The sequence below is a fragment of the Phenylobacterium sp. genome (assembly GCF_046291545.1).
GTDB lineage: Bacteria > Pseudomonadota > Alphaproteobacteria > Caulobacterales > Caulobacteraceae > Phenylobacterium.
In genome coordinates, this window is record NZ_JBKBSM010000001.1 from 1,209,817 (window position 1) to 1,225,714 (window position 15,898).

A 15,898-nucleotide genomic window follows, 5' to 3' on the forward strand; every position below is an offset into this window, starting at 1 on the left:
TCCATGACGCGCAGATTGCTGGCGGTCCTTCCGGCCGCCATCCTGCTGGCGGCGGCGAGCGCGCCGGCGCCGGTGCTCACGAGCGCGCAGGTGCAGCGCCAGGGCGGGACCTACGAGCTGAGCTGGAGCACGTCCAGGCCCGGCGCCCCGGTCGACGTCTTCGTGGCCGGCCGCCCCGACGCCCCCGCCCGCGAACTCAAGCGCCTGGCTGACGACGACACCGACGGCAGGGCTAGCTTCACTGCGCCGCTTGGCGAGGGGGTCCGGCCCTACTTCTATGTTCGCCCCGACGCCGCCCGCACCGGCCTTTGGACCGCCGCCCGCGTGGTGCCCCTGCAGGGCGCCGCGAACTTCCGCGACCTGGGCGGCTACGCCACGGCCGACGGACGCCATGTGAAATGGGGCCTGATCTACCGCTCCAACTCGCTGGCGGGCCTTACGGCCGACGACTACCGCGTCGTCAGGAGCCTGGGCGTGCGCCTGGTCTGCGATCTGCGGACCGATCAGGAGCGGGCCGAGGAGCCGACCCGCTGGCAGGGCCAGGCGCCGAAGTTCCTGAATTCGCCCAAGGCCAATCTCGACATCAACATGCGCGCCCTGTTCGGCGACGGCCCGCCGACTGGAGAGGTCGTGCGCGCCAACTTCATCAAGTTCTACGCCGAGACCCCGAAGGCCTACGCCGGCGAGTACAAGGCGATGTTCCGTCGCCTGATCAAGGGCGACGCCCCGATGCTGATGCACTGCACCGCCGGAAAGGACCGCACCGGCGTCGGCTCGGCCCTGGTGCTCACGGCGCTCGGCGTGCCGCGCCCCACGGTGGTCGCCGACTACGCGATGAGCGCGCCGCTGCTCGCCGCCGCGCCCCCGGCGGCGGCTCCGGACCTCGGCCGCTCGCCCTCCACGGCCATGCTGGCCAAGCTGCCGCCCGACGTGATCCAGGCGCTGATGGGCTCGGAGCCGGCCTACATCGAAAGCACGCTCGACGCCCTGACGGCCGAGTACGGATCGGTCGAGGGCTTCCTGGACAAGGAGCTCGGCGTCACCGCCGCCGACCTCGCCGCCCTGCGGGCCCGCTATCTCGAATAGGCTCAGCGCGCCTCGTAGACCACCGCGCCGTCGACCACCGTCATGACGGCGCGGGCCTTGGGGATCTCCGCCTCGGGCGCGGTCATCAGGTCGACGGAGAAGACGCTGAAGTCGGCGCGCTTACCCGGCTCGATCGTGCCCAGGTCGTCCTCGGCGAACCGGCCGTAGGCCGCCGCGGAGGTGAAGAGCTTCAGCGCCTCGGCCCGGCTCAGCGTCTCCTCCGGATGCCAGTTGGGCGCGGAGAAGCCCTTAAGGTCCTTTCGGGCGACGGCTCCGTAGAACTCGATCAGCGGATCGCCGCGTTCGACCGGCGCGTCCGAGCCGCCGACCACCACCGCGCCGCTGTCGAGCAGGCTCTTCCAGGCGTAGGCGCCCTTCAGCCGCTCCTCGCCGAGCCGTGCGGGGGCGAAGTGGAAGTCACCGATGGCGTGGCTCGGCTGCATGGAGGCGATCACACCCATCGCCGCGAACCGCGGAATGTCCCCGGGCCGGACGATCTGCGAGTGCTCGATGCGCCAGCGTGGCGCGGCGAGCTTGCGCTCAGCCGGCGGAACGGCGTCGAACATCGTCTGATAGAGATCGAGCGTGACGGCGTTGCCGCGATCGCCGATCGCGTGCGTGCCGACCTGCAGGCCGGCCTTCAGCGCGGCGGCCATGATCGGCGCCATGTCCTCCGGCTGGGTCACCAAGGCGCCGCGGGTCTCGTGAGCGTCGGCATAGGGCTCGAACAGCGCCGCCCCGCGCGAGCCGAGCGCCCCGTCCGAGAACAGCTTGATCGCCCGTGTGGTGACCCGCCCGTCGGCGCTGGCCCGGGGGCCGGCCTTCAGCAGCGGCTCGGCCTGGCCGCCGGACACGAAATTATAGACGCGCAGCGGCGCTTCGCCCTTGGCGGCCAGTCCTTCCAGCAGGGCGACGTCGGCCCAGTCCACGCTCATGTTGTGCACGCCGGTCCAGCCGTAGCGGGTCTCCACCTGGAAGGCCGCCCGGTAGGCCGCCAGCCTGTCCGCCTCGCTGGGCTGGGCGCGGAGCGCCCGAACCAGGCCCATGGCGTTGTCCACCAGCATGCCCGTGGGCTCGCCCGCCTCGTCCTTGAGGATCGCCCCGCCGTCGGGGGCGGCGGTGTCGCGGGTGACGCTGGCCGCGCGCAGCGCCGCGCTGTTGGCCACCAGCGCGTGGCCGTCGGCCCGGACCAGCAGCACCGGCCGGTCGGGCGCCACGGCGTCCAGGTCCTGGCGGATCAGGAAGCGGCCCTCCGGCCAGCCGGTCTCGATCCAGCCGCGGCCGACCAGGGGGCCTGTGCCGGGATGCTTGGCCAGGTGCGCCTTCAGCCGGCCCATCGCCTCGGCGGCGGACTTCGAGCCTTCGAGGTTCAGGGTCAGCTCCCGCTCGCCGATCCCGCGCAGGTGGGCGTGGGCGTCGGTGAAGCCGGGGAACATCGCCGCGCCCTTCAGGTCGACCACCTGCGTCTTCGGTCCCACCATGGCCTTTGCGCTCTTGCGGTCGCCGGCGTAGACGATCCGCCCCTTGGCCACGGCCACCGCCTCGACCCTCGGCTGCGCATCGCGAGCGGTGTAGATCGGCCCGCCCCAGAAGACGGCGTCCGCAGGTTCGGCCGCAGCGGCCGTGGAAAGGGCGAGGGCGGCGCAAAGGCCAAGGAGCAGGGTTCGCATGCCGCCAAGCCTAGCCGTGGCGTCCCCGCCCTCCAAGCACGCCGAGCCCCTGGCCTTCCGCCTCAAACGGCTGTTCAAATCTGCGGCGGCGGGCGACAACGATCGCCGCCTGCAAGAACAGATAGACGGAGGACGCCGGGGAATGCCGATCAAGAGCGTGCTGATCGCCAACCGGGGGGAGATCGCGATCCGCATCGCCCGCGCCTGCGCCGACCTCGGCCTGAGCAGCGTCGCGGCCTTCTCCGAAGACGATGCGGCGTCGCTCCATGTCCGCCTGGCCGATGATTCGGTCGCCCTCAAGGGCGTCGGGCCTCGGGCGTACCTGGACATCGACGCCATGATCGCCGCCGCCCGCGCCGCCGGCTGCGATGCGGTCCATCCGGGCTACGGCTTTCTGGCCGAAAGCGCCGCCTTCGCCCGCGCGTGCCAGGCCGCGGGCCTGGTGTTCGTCGGCCCCGACCCGGACGCGCTCGACCTCTTCGGCGACAAGAGCCGCGCCCGCGCCCTGGCGGCCGAACTCGGCGTGCCGCTGCTGGCCGGCGTCGAGGGCGGAGCCACCCTTGCGGCGGTGCGCGCCTTCCAGGAGCGGCTGGGTCCGCAGGCGGCGGTGATGATCAAGGCGGTCGCCGGCGGCGGCGGCCGCGGCATGCGCCGGGTCGAGCCGGGCGAGGACCTGACCACCGCCTTCGAGGCCTGCGCGCGCGAGGCCGAGGCGGCGTTCGGCGATCCGTCTCTCTACGCCGAGCGCCTGATCCGCAACGCCCGCCACATCGAGGTGCAGGTGATCGGCGACGGCCGGGCCGTGGTCGCCGCTCACGACCGCGAGTGCTCGATCCAGCGCCGCCACCAGAAGCTCGTGGAGATCGCCCCGGCGCCCGGCCTTTCGGGGGCGACCCGCGCGGCCATGGCCGAGGCCGCCCTGACGATGGCCGGCGCCGCCCGGTACAACGGCCTGGCGACCTTCGAATTCCTCCTGGACGCAGATGACGGCGCCACCTTCGCCTTCATCGAGGCGAACGCCCGGCTCCAGGTGGAGCACACCGTGACCGAGGCCGTCACCGGCCTGGACCTCGTGCAGATCCAGCTCCGCATCGCCGGTGGCGAGAACCTCGCCGACCTGGGCCTGGCGCAAGGTGTTCCGCCGGCCGCCGGCTGCGCCGTGCAGCTGAGGGTCAACCTCGAGACTCTGGGCGCCGATGGCGCGGTGGCCAGCGGCGCCGGCGGCGTCATCGGCCGCTACGAGCCGCCGTCCGGCCCGGGGGTGCGGGTCGACGGCTACGGCTATGGCGGCTACCGCACCAGCGCGGCCTTCGACTCCCTGATCGCCAAGGTGATCGTCCATAGCCCCGTCCCCGACCTGGAGAGCGCGATCACCAAGGCGCGCCGCGCCGCCGCCGAATTCCGGCTGACCGGTGTGGGGACCAACCTGCCGCTGTTGCGCGCCGTGCTCGAGACGCCGGAGGCGGCGCAGGGGCGGGCCACGACCACCTTCCTGGAGACCCACGCCGCGGCCCTGGCCGCCCGCGCCCTGGAAATCGCGGCCGCCGAGCCGAAGGAGGAGGCTGCGGCCGCCTCCGCGCCGACGCGCGGACCTGCCCGTCCGGCGCCGGAGGGGACGGTCGGCGCCGAAGCGCCGCTGCGCGCCACCGTCGTCGGCTTCGAGGTGGCCGAGGGCCAGGAGGTTCGCGCCGGCCAAGCGGTCGCCGTGCTGGAAGCCATGAAGATGCAGCACCTGGTCCTGGCGCCGGTGGCGGGACGGGTGCGGGCCGTGGCGGCCGCGCCGGGAGAGACGGTGGACGCCGGCGAGGCGCTGCTCTTCATCGAGCCCGGCGAGCACGTCGACGCGGCGGTGGAGGCGCAGGCTCTCGATGTTGACCATATCCGCCCCGATCTCGCCGAGGTGATCGCCCGCCACGCCCTAACCCTGGACGCCGCCCGCCCCGCCGCGGTCGCCCGCCGGCGCAAGACCGGCCAGCGCACCGCCCGGGAGAACCTCGACGACCTGTTCGACCCCGGCAGCTTCAGCGAGGTCGGCGCCATGGCGGTCGCGGCCCAGCGCCGGCGCCGTTCGCTGGAGGACCTGCAGGTCAATACGCCGGCGGACGGGATCGTCGTGGGGGTCGGCGAGGTCAACGGCGCGCTGTTCGGCCCGGACAAGGCGCGCTGCGTGGGCCTCGCCTACGACTACACCGTGCTGGCCGGCACCCAGGGCGCCTTCAACCACAAGAAGACTGACCGCATCCTGGAGTTCGCCGAGCACTGGAAGGCGCCGGTCGTCTGGTACACCGAGGGCGGCGGCGGCCGTCCGGGCGATGTAGACGGCGGGGCGATGTCGGCCTCGTCCCTCGACACCACCAGCTTCACCACCTTCGCCCGGCTGTCGGGCCTGGCGCCGCGCATCGCCATCAATTCCGGGCGGTGCTTTGCGGGCAACGCGGTGTTCTTCGGCTGCGCCGACGTCACCATCGCCACGCGCTATTCCAACATCGGCCTGGGCGGGCCGGCCATGATCGAGGGCGGAGGGCTTGGCGTCTTCACACCCGACGAGATCGGCCCCTCCGACGTTCAGTGGAAGAACGGCGCCCTGGATCTGCTGGTCGAGGACGAGGCGGCGGCGACCGCCGCGGCCAAGCAGGTGCTGGGCATGTTCCAGGGTCCCGTGAAGGCCTGGACCTGCGCCGACCAGCGCCTCCTTCGCCACCTGATCCCCGAGAACCGCGTGCGCGCCTATGACGTGCGCGAGGTGATCCGCACCCTGGCAGACGAGGGCAGTTTCCTAGAGCTGCGGGGCGGCTATGGGGTGGGCATGATCACCGCCTTCGTCCGCATCGAGGGCCGGCCCCTGGGCCTGATCGCCAACGATCCCCGCCATCTGGGCGGCGCGATCGATTCCGAAGGCGCGGAGAAGGGCGCGCGGTTCATGCAGTTGTGCGACGCCTTCGACGTGCCCGTGCTGTCGCTCTGCGATACGCCCGGCTTCATGGTGGGGCCGCAGAGCGAGGAGACGGCCGCCATCCGCCGGGGCTCGCGCCTGTTCGTCACCGCCACGAGCCTTACCGTGCCGCTGTTCGCCGTGGTCCTGCGCAAGGGATACGGCCTCGGCGCGCAGGCCATGACCGGCGGGGACTTCTCGGCGGCCGCCATGACGCTCGCCTGGCCCACCGCCGAGTTCGGGCCGATGGGCCTGGAGGGCGCGGTGCGGCTGGGCTATCGCAAGGAACTGGAGGCCGAGAGCGACCCCGCCGCCCGCCAGGCGCTGTTCGAGAAACTGGTCGGGCGCATGTACGAGAACGGCAAGGCGCTCAGCGTCGCCTCGGTGGTGGAGATCGATGCGGTCATCGATCCGGCCGAGACGCGAGCCTGGATCGTGCGGGGACTGAAGGCGTGCCCCGTCCCACCCCATGGTCCGGGCAAGAAGCGGCCGTTCGTGGACGTGTGGTGAGGCCGATGTGACGGCCCCCGGTCCCGGCTTTGCGGACGCGAGGGCCGTCCAGGATCAGGCGGCTTCCGCCGTCGTGGTGGTCTCGGTGGCGGACTCCTGAGCCGCCTGATAGGCGCTGGACGCCATCTGGGCGAAGGACTGCTCGATCGCGGCGGCCAGTTCGTCGGCGCTGACGAAGCCGTCGCCGTTGGTGTCGAGCTGGCTCACCGCCGAGGCGACGTCCTCGGAGCCGGAGGTTCCTCCCGCCTGAGAGATCGCCGAGGTGATCTCGTCGACGCTGAGCTGGCCGTCCTCGTCCTCGTCCGCCGAGCTCAGAAGGTCGGAGGCCATGTCCGCGGACGACGGCGGCCCTCCGGGCGGCATGCCGAACTCGGCCATCCGCGACTCGATCGCCGAGGTCAGCTCGTCGGCGCTCAGAAGGCCGTCGCCGCTGGAGTCGAGCTTGGCGATCGCGCTTGAGAGCGACGAGACGTCGGCCAGGCCGCCGGCGCCGGAGATCGCTGTCGAGATCTCCTCGGCGCTGAGCGCCCCGTCGTCGTCCGTGTCGGCGGCGCTGATCAGGTCCGAGACAAGGTCGGACGCCGAAGGCTGCTCCTGGCTGGACAGGAGCGAGGACAGGGTGTCCCCGGCGAACTGGCCGGAGGCCTCCTGCATCCGCTGGGGCGGCGGTCCCGGCGGCGGCCCGGAAGGAATTGCCCCAGACGACCCGTTGGGCATGTTCTGCCCAGTGGACGAGGACTTGGAGCCTGACTGCAGACCCAGCAGGCGCTGCAGCTCCATTCCTGCGTAACTCGTTGATGTTGAACCGATTTGCATGGGATCTCCAATCGGTGGCGACGTGAACGCCCTGTCGCTGGCCTCGAACGCGCCGTGGCTCGGCATGCAGAGCGTCCGTATTAATGCAAGTATTGTGCAGTAAAAATCCTGCCGCGACTTGAGATCGCGTGAGATGTATATTGTAATGTCAGATGCATTCTGTGTATCCGATGCGCCATGATTTGTAACGTCTAATTTACAGTGTGGGCGCGTCCCGCCGGCGCTTGTGCGTGCGAACGAACTAGGCAGCCGCCGCTCCAGGCGCCCAAGCCTGCGGCGCCTTGGCTGTCGGGCGGCTCGCCACGTATTACGAATTTCACTCTTCGTAATACCGGAGCCAGGATCGCCCCATGAGCACAGATGTCTCACAGCTCGCACGCCTCAGCGTCAGCCTGCCGGCCGACCTCCTGGCACAGCTCGACGCCATGGTCGCCGAGCGCGCCCTGCCCAGCCGCTCGCAGATGATCGCAGAGCTGATCCGCCACGAACTCGCCGAGCATCAGGAAGGCCGTGCGGGGGCCGTCCTGGCCGGCACGCTCACCCTGATCTACCGGGCCGAGCGCGGCCGCGTGCGCAGCGCCCTGGCCCAGGCCCAGCAGGCCTATCTGAAGGAGGTGATCTCCTCCCAGCACGTCTTCCTGGAGGACGACCAGTCGCTGGAAGTCCTCCTCGTCCAAGGGCCTTCGGAACGTCTCCAGGCTCTGTGCGACGAACTCCGCAAGATCCGCGGGGTGCAGCAGATCAAGCTTGTCACCACCACCGCGCTCCTGCCGCCGCTGCACGCGCACGGCGAGGCGGAGCCCGCCAGCGCGAGGCGCGCCTGATGAGCAGCACGGCAGATCCCTACGCCGCCCGGGCCCACGCCCGCGCCCAGGGCGGGACACGGGTGGAGGCGATGCCCACCCTGCCGCCCGGCGCCGCCGAGGACATTCCCGACGGCGTGGCCGCCGCCGACATGGTCTGGGCCGAGACCATCGCGCCAGGCGGCTATGCGGCCAAGCGGCTGAACCGCGGCGCGCGCCTGCGGCTGGTGGACCTGAGGGGCGACGCCTGCGTCTCCATGCTGCTTTTCAACGCCGAGCGCCCGGTCGAGCGGCTGAACGTGGCCGACACCGTCAAGGTCCAGTGGAACGCCTACCTCGGCGCCGGGCGGCTGCTGTTGTCCGACATGGGCAAGGTGCTGGCGAGCGTCCTTGAAGACACGGCCGCGACGCACGACGCCTTCTGCGGCGCCTCGAACGCCGCGTCCAACGCCCGCCGCTACGGCGAGGGCGACAATTGGGGGCCGCACCCCAACGCCCGCGACCGGTTCAAGCTGGGCGTCGCCAAGTTCGGCCTCGGGGCGCGGGACATCCACCCGTGCGTCAACTGGTTCAAGGGCGTGCGCATCGGCGCGGACGGATCGACGGTTCTCGAATCCGGCCCCTTCGCCCCCGGCCGGCAGGTGACGCTCCGCGCCGAGATGGATGTGATCGTCGTCCTGGCCAATTGCCCGCACGTGCTCGACCCCCGGCCGGCCTACACGGTCACGCCCGCCCGCGTGCTCGCCTGGCGTGGTCCGGCGACGCCGCAGGACGACCCCATCCGCAACGCCACGCCGGAAGGCATGCGGGCCTTCCTGAACGTCGAAGACGACCTGCGCCGCTGAGGACGCCATGACCGAAACCGCGCTCCAGGGGCTCGCCGGCTCCATCGTCCTGGACCAGATCGTCCCCGCCCGCGCTCCCTGGGACCATGTGGTGCGCAAGGGCCAGACCCTGCGCATCGTCGACCTTGAGGGCAACCAGGCGGTGGATTTCCTGATGTACGCCCTGGCCGACGACGCCGAGCGCTACAGCGCCCAGGACACCATCGCCGCCCAGGGGAACATCTTTCTCAGGACCGGCTCGGTGCTGATGTCCAACGAGGGCCGGCCCATGGCCGTGGTGGCCGCCACCTCCGTCGCCTATCACGACACCATCGGCGGGGCCTGCAGCTGCGAAAGCAACACCCTGCGCTATGGCCATCACACAAAGGCCCAGCACGCCTGCGTCGAGAACTTCCTGCAGGCCAACGCCCGCCATGGCCGCGGCAAGCGGGACATGGTCTCCAACATCAACTGGTTCATGAACGTGCCGGTCGAGGCGGACGGCGCCCTCGGCATCGTCGACGGCATCTCGGCGCCGGGACTCTACGTCGACATCCGGGCGGAGATGGACCTCGTGGCCGTGGTCTCCAACTGCCCGCAGATCAACAACCCCTGCAACGGCTTCAATCCGACGCCGGTGCGCATGATCATCGCGGAATAGCGGCGTGTTCACCAAGGTCCTGATCGCAAACCGCGGCGCTATCGCCTGTCGTATAATCCGTACGCTGAGGAAAATGGGCGTGGGCTCGGTGTCGGTGTTCTCCGACGCGGACGCCGGCTCCCTGCACGTCAGCCAGGCGGACCAGGCCGTCCGCGTCGGTCCCGCGCCGGCGGCCGACAGCTATCTCAACGTGGAAGCGATCCTCGCTGCGGCGAAAGCCACGGGGGCCGAGGCGATCCATCCAGGCTACGGCTTCCTCAGCGAGAACACCGGATTCGCCGAGGCGTGCGAAGCGGCCGGGATCGCCTTCATCGGGCCGACCTCCGACAACATCCGCGCCTTCGGCCTCAAACACGCCGCCCGCGACCTGGCCCGCGCCCATGGCGTGCCGCTGGCGCCGGGCACCGACCTGCTCACCGACGCCGAGGATGCGGTTCGGGCGGCGCGGGAGATCGGCTTCCCAGTGATCCTCAAGGCCACCGCCGGGGGCGGAGGCATCGGCATGCGGGTCTGCGAGGACGAAGCCGCGGTGGCCGATGCCTTCGCCCAGGTCGCGCGGCTGGGCGCCTCCAACTTCGCCGACGCCGGCGTGTTCCTCGAACGCTATGTGCGCCAGGCCCGCCACATCGAGGTGCAGATCTTCGGCGACGGCGAGGGCCGGGTGATCGCCCTCGGCGAACGCGACTGTTCGCTGCAGCGACGCAACCAGAAGGTCGTTGAGGAGACCCCTGCGCCGCACCTGCCGCCCGCCACGCGCCAGGCCCTGATGGGCGCGGCCGTGCGCCTGGGCCAGGCGGCCCGCTACCGCTCGGCCGGCACGGTCGAATTCCTCTACGACGCTGATCGCGACGACTTCTTCTTCCTCGAGGTGAACACCCGCCTGCAGGTGGAGCACGGGGTGACCGAACAGGTCACCGGAGTCGACCTGGTGGAATGGATGATCCGCGGCGCCGCGGGCGATTTCTCGTTCATGGATTCGGGGGCGCCGGCGCCGCAGGGCGCATCCATCCAGGCCCGCCTCTATGCCGAGGACCCCGGCCAGGACTACAGGCCGAGCTCCGGACGCCTGACCCAGGTGCGGTTTCCCGCCGAGGCCCGTGTCGACGCCTGGGTGGCGGACGGGGCGGAGGTCTCGGCCTTCTACGACCCTCTGCTCGCCAAGCTGATCGTCACCGCGCCGGACCGCCCGGCCGCGGTGAAGGCTCTGCAGCAGGCGCTGGACGCCACCCGCCTGTCGGGACTGGAGACCAACCTCGACTGGCTGCGCCAGGTGGCCCGATCGGAAGTGTTCGAGACCGGCCAAGTCTCCACCCGCGCCCTGGCGACCATCTCCTACGAGCCAAGGACCATCCGTGTGCTCAGCGGCGGGCCCTCCACGACGGTTCAGGACCATCCCGGCCGACTTGGCTATTGGGACGTCGGCGTGCCGCCCTCCGGGCCGATGGACGCCCTGGCCTTTCGCCTGGGCAATCGCCTCCTGGGCAACCCGGGGTCGGCCGCTGGCCTAGAGATCACCGCCCTCGGCCCCACGCTGCTCTTCAACCACGAGGCGGTCGTCTGCCTGACGGGCGCGGAACTGGACGCCAGCCTCGACGGCGCGCCGGTCGAGGCCTACGCCCCCTTCGCCGTGCATGCGGGCCAGACCCTGAAGCTTGGACGCGTGAAGGGCGCGGGCCTTCGGGCCTATCTCCTGGTGCAGGGCGGCCTCGACGTCCCGGCCTTCCTCGGCAGCCGCTCCAGCTTCACCCTCGGCGGCTTTGGCGGCCATGCGGGTCGGGCCTTGTCGGCGGGCGACGTGCTGCACCTGGCTCACGCGGACGGCGCCGGCGTCGAGCCGCCCCTGGACCCGCGCGCCCGCCCGCAGCTCGTGAAGACCTGGACCGTCCAGGTCCTCTACGGCCCCCACGGGGCGCCGGACTTCTTCACCCCCGACGACATCGAGATGGTCCGCACCGCCGAATGGCGCGTGCACTACAACTCCAACAGGACCGGCGTGCGCCTGATCGGGCCCAAGCCGCAGTGGGCCCGCCGCGACGGCGGCGAAGCGGGGCTGCACCCCTCCAACATCCACGACAACGCCTACGCCATCGGCGCGATCGACTTCACCGGCGACATGCCGATCATCCTGGGGCCGGACGGCCCTTCCCTTGGCGGCTTCGTCTGTCCCCTGGTGGTGATTCAGGCCGACCTCTGGAAGGTGGGCCAGCTTGCCCCAGGCGACACGGTGCGCTTCGAGGTGGTTAGCGACGCCGAGGCCGTGGCGGCCGAGGTCGAGCAGGACCGGCTCGTCGAGGCCTTGTCGGTTCCCCTCAGCCCCTCCGGGACAACTCCCCCAGCGGGGGAGCAGCGAGCGCCGGGGGAGGTGGCGGCGAAGCCGACGGAGGGGGTCTTCTCGCCCATCCTGGGGACCATCCCGGCGCAGGGCCACCGCCCTACGGTCACCTACCGCCGCCAGGGCGACCGCCACCTGCTGGTCGAGTATGGCCCGATCGTCCTGGACCTGGAGCTGCGCCTGCGCATCCACGCCCTGATGCTCGAGCTTCGGGCGCTGGACCTGGTCGGCGTCATCGACATCACCCCCGGCATCCGATCCCTGCAGGTGCACTACGACAGCCGGGTCCTGCCGCAGAACCGGCTGCTGCGGGCCCTGGCGGACGCCGAGGACCGCCTGGGCGGGCTGGACGACTTCGAGATCCCCTCGCGGGTGGTGCACCTTCCGCTCTCCTGGAAGGACCCGGCCATCTACGAGACCATCGACAAGTACATGGCCTCGGTGCGGGACGACGCGCCCTGGTGTCCGGACAACATCGAGTTCATCCGGCGCATCAACGGCCTGGCCAGCGAGGAAGACGTGCACCGCATCGTCTTCGACGCCCGCTACCTGGTGATGGGCCTGGGCGATGTCTACCTCGGGGCGCCGGTCGCCACGCCGGTGGACCCGCGCCATCGCCTGGTGACGACCAAGTACAACCCCGCCCGCACCTGGACCCCGCCGAACGTGGTGGGCGTCGGCGGCGCCTACATGTGCATCTACGGCATGGAAGGTCCGGGCGGCTACCAGCTGTTCGGCCGCACGATCCAGGTGTGGAACAGTTGGCGTCAGACCTCGGCCTTCATCGAAGGCAAGCCCTGGCTCCTGCGCTTCTTCGACCAGATCCGATTCTTTCCGGTCAGCGCCGAGGAACTCGTCGAGTGGCGGCGGGACTTCCCGCTGGGCCGGCGAGAGATCAGGATCGAGGCCGACACCTTCCGCCTGTCGGACTACCGCCGCTTCCTTGAGGACAACGCCGAGGACATCGCCCGTTTCCAGTCGGCCCGGCAGGCTGCCTTCGACGCCGAGCGCGCCGATTGGGAGGCGAGGGGAGAGTTCGCCCGCCTCGAAGCCCTCGCCGGAGCCGACGACGCCGCGGCCGAAGCCGTCGCCATCGAGGCGCCCGAAGGGGCCGACCTGATCGAGGCGCCCCTCGGCGGCAGCGTCTGGAAGATGCTGGTCCAGCCGGGCGACCGGGTGGAGAAGGGCGCGATCATCGCCGTTATCGAGGCCATGAAGACCGAGTGCGACGTGCCGAGTCCCGCCGCCGGCGTGGTCCGCCAAGTCTACGCCCAGGAGCGTCAGCCGATCGCGCCCGGCGCGCCGATGATCGCCCTGGAACCGGCCTGAGGCGCCGCCCATGGACCGTCCCTCCGCCCGCACCATCGCCGCCGAGGTCGCCTCGGGCGTTCGCTCCGCCGAGGCGGTGGCCCGCGACGCCCTGGCCCGTATCGCCGCCTACGACGCCGTCCAGCCGCAGACCTGGATCGAGCGGCCGCCTGCGGAGGCGGTCTTGGCGAAGGCCCGCGCCGTCGACGCCCGCATCGCCGCCGGCGAGAGCCTGCCGCTGGCCGGCGTCCCCTTCGCCGTGAAGGACAACATCGACGCCGCCGGCCTGCCGACCACGGCGGCATGTCCATCCTACGCCTATCGCCCGAAGCGGTCGGCCGAGGTCATCGAGCGGCTGGAGGCGGCAGGGGCGGTTCTGATGGGCAAGACCAATCTGGACCAGTTCGCCACGGGGCTCGTCGGCGCGCGCAGCCCCTATGGCGCGCCGGGCTGCGTGTTCAACCGCGCCTATGTCAGCGGCGGCTCGAGTTCGGGCTCGGCGGTGGCGGTGGGCGCCGGCCTCGTCGCCTTCGCCCTTGGCACCGACACCGCCGGCTCAGGCCGCGTTCCCGCCGCCTTCAACGATCTGGTGGGCTGGAAGCCGACCAGGGGACGCTGGAGCGCCCGGGGGCTGGTTCCCGCCTGCCGGTCCCTCGACTGCATCACCGTCTTCACCCCGCACGCCGGCGACGCGGCCCTGGTCGATTCCGTGGTCGCCGGTTTTGATCCGCTGGATTCCTGGTCGCGCCGCGAAGCGCCGGGGCCCGCCCCCCTTGAAGAGGCGTTCACCTTCGCCGTCCCGCGCTCGGCTCAGCTTCAGTTCTTCGGCGACCTGGAGGCCGAGGACCTGTTCGCCGTCGCCGTCGCCCGCCTTGTCGCAATGGGCGGGCGCAAGGTCGAGGTGGACGTCGAGCCCCTGCTCGCCGCCGCACGCCTGCTCTATTCCGGCCCCTGGGTGGCCGAACGCACCGCGGCCGTCGAGGACCTGCTGCGCACCAGCCCGACCGCCGTGCATCCGGTGGTGCGCGCGATCCTGCAGGGCGGCTTCGGCGTCTCCGGCGTCGATACCTTCAAGGCGATCTACGAGCTCGCCGACCACGCCCGCGCCGCCGAGGCGGTGTGGGCGGCGGCAGACGTCCTGCTGCTGCCGACCGCCCCCACCATCTACCGGATCGCCGAGGTGTTGGCCGAGCCCTTCGCGCTCAACGCCAACCTCGGCCTCTACACCAACTTCGTGAACCTGCTCGACATGAGCGCCGTGGCCGTGCCCGCCGGCTTCCGCGCCAACGGCACGGGCTTCGGCGTCACCCTGATCGGCCCGGCCTTCGCCGACGCCCGGCTCCTGGCCCTGGCCGCCCGCTACGAGGAGATCGCCCCCATGCCGCAATCGCCCGCCCTCGACGTCGACGGCAAACCGCAGACCGTGAAGCTGTGCGTGGTCGGCGCGCACCTGGCGGGCATGCCGCTGCACTGGCAGTTGACCTCGCGCGACGCCCGCCTGGCCGCCCGCACGACGACCGCCCCCGTCTACAGGCTCTACGCCATGACCGCCGCCACGCCCGTCAAGCCCGCCCTGATCCATGTCGGCGACGGCGGGGCGGCCCTGGAGGTGGAGGTCTACGAGCTCGGGGTCGCCGAGTTCGGCTCCTTCGTGGCCGAGGTGCCGCCGCCCCTGGCCATCGGCACGGTGACCCTGGAGGACGGCTCCCAGGTCAAGGGCTTCGTCGCCGAGCCCCGCGCTACGGCCGGGGCCGAGGACGTCACCGCCTTCGGCGGCTGGCGCGCCTACGTGGCCTCGCGCGGCTAGATCGAGCGGGCGACGACTTCCTTCATGATCTCGCTGGTGCCGCCGTAGATCCGCTGCACCCGCGCGTCGCGCCACATGCGGGCGATCGGATATTCGTTCATGTAGCCCGCGCCGCCGTGCAGCTGCAGGGCCGTGTCGCAGGCCTCCCACTGCAGCTCGGTGTGGAAGAGCTTGGCGGCCGAGGCTTCCGCCGCGGTCAGCTCCTTCTTCAGGTGCCGGGCGATGCACCAGTCCAGGTGCGCCCACCCGGCCTGCAGCTTGGCCTTCAGCGCGGCCAGGGTGAAGCGCGTGTTCTGGAAGTCGAACACCGTCTGGCCGAACGCCTTGCGCTCCTTGGTGAACTTCACCGCCTCGTCGAAGGCGCGCTGCGCGCCGGCCTGGGCGGAGGAGGCGATCTGCAGCCGCTCCTGCGGCAGCTGGTTCATCAGATAGCCGAAGCCGCGGTTCTCCTCGCCGAGGCAGTTGGTGATCGGCACCCGCACGTCCTCGAAGAACAGCTCGGAGGTGTCGGCCGAGTTCTGGCCGATCTTGTCGAGGTTGCGCCCACGCTTGAAGCCGGCGCGGTCCGCCTCCACCAGGATCAGCGAGGTGCCCTTGGCGCCCTTTTCCGGATCGGTTTTGGCCACGACGATGATGACGTCGGCGTTCTGGCCGTTGGTGATGTAGGTCTTCGAGCCGTTGATCACGTAGTGATTGCCGTCGCGCCGGGCGGTGGTGCGCACCCCCTGCAGGTCCGAGCCGGCGCCCGGCTCGGTCATGGCGATGGCGGTGATCACCTCGCCCGACACCATGCCGGGCAGCCACTTCTTCTTCTGCTCCTCGGAGCCGTAGTTGATGATGTAGTCGACGGTGATGTCCGACTGCAGGGTGATGCCGGCGCTGGAGCCGGCGTAGGTCAGCTCCTCGCCGATCACGGTGTTGTAGCGGTAGTCGAGCCCGAGCCCGCCGTACTCGGCCGGCGTCTGCGGGCACAGCAGGCCGGCCTCGCCGCAGGCGCGCCAGAACTCACGGTCCACCACGCCCTCTTCTTCCCAGCGGTCGAGGTTGGGCGTCAGCGCCTGGGCGAAGAACTTGCGCACCTGGTCGCGGAACAGGTTCAGTTCTTCGTCGAAGATGGGACGATTGGCGGTGTCGAGCATGCGCGGCCTC

The 15,898-nt window shown here is 71.1% G+C and carries 10 protein-coding genes; 7 read left to right on the forward strand and 3 right to left on the reverse strand.

What is annotated here, in order from left to right; translation table 11 throughout:
- Window positions 1–3 precede the first annotated feature (3 nt).
- Window positions 4–1,086 carry a tyrosine-protein phosphatase gene (locus tag ACK4YQ_RS05980; protein ID WP_409609264.1) on the forward strand — a complete coding sequence of 361 codons (1,083 nt, stop codon included), beginning with the start codon at window positions 4–6 and terminating at the stop codon, window positions 1,084–1,086.
- Between the two features lie 2 nt (window positions 1,087–1,088).
- On the opposite strand, the gene ACK4YQ_RS05985 is transcribed toward ACK4YQ_RS05980, so the two are convergent.
- Window positions 1,089–2,756: an amidohydrolase gene (locus ACK4YQ_RS05985; RefSeq protein ID WP_409609266.1), complete on the reverse strand. Its 1,668-nt coding sequence runs from the start codon at window positions 2,754–2,756 to the stop codon at window positions 1,089–1,091.
- A 142-nt stretch (window positions 2,757–2,898) separates the two neighbouring features.
- Here ACK4YQ_RS05985 and ACK4YQ_RS05990 point away from each other — a divergent pair, with 142 nt between their 5' ends.
- Window positions 2,899–6,198, forward strand: coding sequence for a carboxyl transferase domain-containing protein (locus ACK4YQ_RS05990; RefSeq protein WP_409609268.1), 3,300 nt, complete (start codon window positions 2,899–2,901; stop codon window positions 6,196–6,198).
- A gap of 54 nt (window positions 6,199–6,252) precedes the next feature.
- Here ACK4YQ_RS05990 and ACK4YQ_RS05995 read toward each other — a convergent pair whose 3' ends face one another.
- Window positions 6,253–6,978 (reverse strand): EF-hand domain-containing protein, encoded by a 726-nt coding sequence (locus ACK4YQ_RS05995; protein WP_409609270.1) that lies wholly within the window; start codon window positions 6,976–6,978, stop codon window positions 6,253–6,255.
- A gap of 386 nt (window positions 6,979–7,364) precedes the next feature.
- Between ACK4YQ_RS05995 and ACK4YQ_RS06000 the strand changes: the two genes are divergently transcribed.
- The 5 genes from ACK4YQ_RS06000 to atzF are packed head-to-tail and all read left to right on the forward strand — an operon-like array spanning window position 7,365 to window position 14,749.
- Window positions 7,365–7,838 (forward strand): CopG family ribbon-helix-helix protein, encoded by a 474-nt coding sequence (locus tag ACK4YQ_RS06000; RefSeq protein WP_409609272.1) that lies wholly within the window; start codon window positions 7,365–7,367, stop codon window positions 7,836–7,838.
- A complete protein-coding gene (locus ACK4YQ_RS06005; RefSeq protein WP_409609274.1) occupies window positions 7,838–8,662 on the forward strand; it encodes an urea amidolyase associated protein UAAP1 in 825 nt (274 codons plus the stop codon). Before ACK4YQ_RS06000 ends, ACK4YQ_RS06005 begins: the two co-directional genes overlap by 1 nt.
- Window positions 8,663–8,669: 7 nt before the next feature.
- Entirely contained in the window at window positions 8,670–9,302 is a 633-nt protein-coding gene (locus ACK4YQ_RS06010; protein ID WP_409609276.1) for an urea amidolyase associated protein UAAP2, read from the forward strand.
- Between the two features lie 4 nt (window positions 9,303–9,306).
- The gene (gene uca / locus ACK4YQ_RS06015) at window positions 9,307–12,963 is read left to right on the forward strand and encodes an urea carboxylase (RefSeq protein ID WP_409609278.1); all 3,657 of its coding nucleotides are present in this window, start codon (window positions 9,307–9,309) and stop codon (window positions 12,961–12,963) included.
- Window positions 12,964–12,973: 10 nt separating this feature from the next.
- A complete protein-coding gene (gene atzF, locus ACK4YQ_RS06020; protein ID WP_409609280.1) occupies window positions 12,974–14,749 on the forward strand; it encodes an allophanate hydrolase in 1,776 nt (591 codons plus the stop codon).
- Here the strand turns inward: atzF and ACK4YQ_RS06025 are convergent.
- Window positions 14,746–15,888: an acyl-CoA dehydrogenase family protein gene (locus ACK4YQ_RS06025; RefSeq protein WP_409609282.1), complete on the reverse strand. Its 1,143-nt coding sequence runs from the start codon at window positions 15,886–15,888 to the stop codon at window positions 14,746–14,748. The genes atzF and ACK4YQ_RS06025 overlap by 4 nt on opposite strands.
- Window positions 15,889–15,898 lie beyond the last annotated feature (10 nt).